Source organism: Streptomyces lushanensis (assembly GCF_001700515.1).
In the GTDB taxonomy this organism is placed as follows: Bacteria; Actinomycetota; Actinomycetes; order Streptomycetales; family Streptomycetaceae; genus Streptomyces; species Streptomyces lushanensis.
This window is the reverse complement of the sequence record NZ_MAUD01000719.1, coordinates 1-527: the sequence shown is the minus strand read 5'-3', so window position 1 is coordinate 527 and position 527 is coordinate 1. Positions and strand designations below refer to the sequence as shown.

The following is a 527-nucleotide window of genomic DNA, read 5'->3' as shown; positions in this document are numbered from 1 at the left end:
TTCAGCGAGCAGGCCGCCTACGCCGTCCGATCCAGCGCGACGGCGGAGGACCTGCCGACGGCCTCCTTCGCCGGTCAGCAGGACACGTATCTGAACATCGTGGGGCCGACGGCGGTCCTTCGGCACATCAGCCGCTGCTGGGCCTCGCTGTTCACCGAGCGGGCCGTGACCTACCGCCGGCGGAACGGCATCGACCACCGTACGGTCCACATGGCCGTGGTCGTGCAGCGGATGGTCTTCCCGCGTGCGGCCGGCATCCTGTTCACGGCCGACCCCGTCAACGGCAATCGGAAGATCGCCACCGTGGAGGCCGACTTCGGCCTCGGCGAGTCCCTGGTCTCCGGCCTCGTGACCCCGGATGTCTTCAAGGTGCGACACGGCGAAGTCGTCGCGAAGACGATCGCCGTCAAAGAGCGTGTCGTTCACGCCCTGTCGACTGGCGGTACGCGGGAAGCGCCGATCGACTCGCAGCGGCAGGAGCGGCAGGAGCGCGAGGAGCAGCCGCCGGAGCAGGAGCAGGAGCGCCA

1 protein-coding gene is annotated in these 527 nt (G+C 69.3%); it reads left to right on the top strand.

The window, feature by feature from the left end:
• Nucleotides 1-527 (top strand): PEP/pyruvate-binding domain-containing protein (locus tag BFF77_RS32605; RefSeq protein ID WP_281196681.1); only part of this gene is annotated, 527 nt, incomplete at both ends.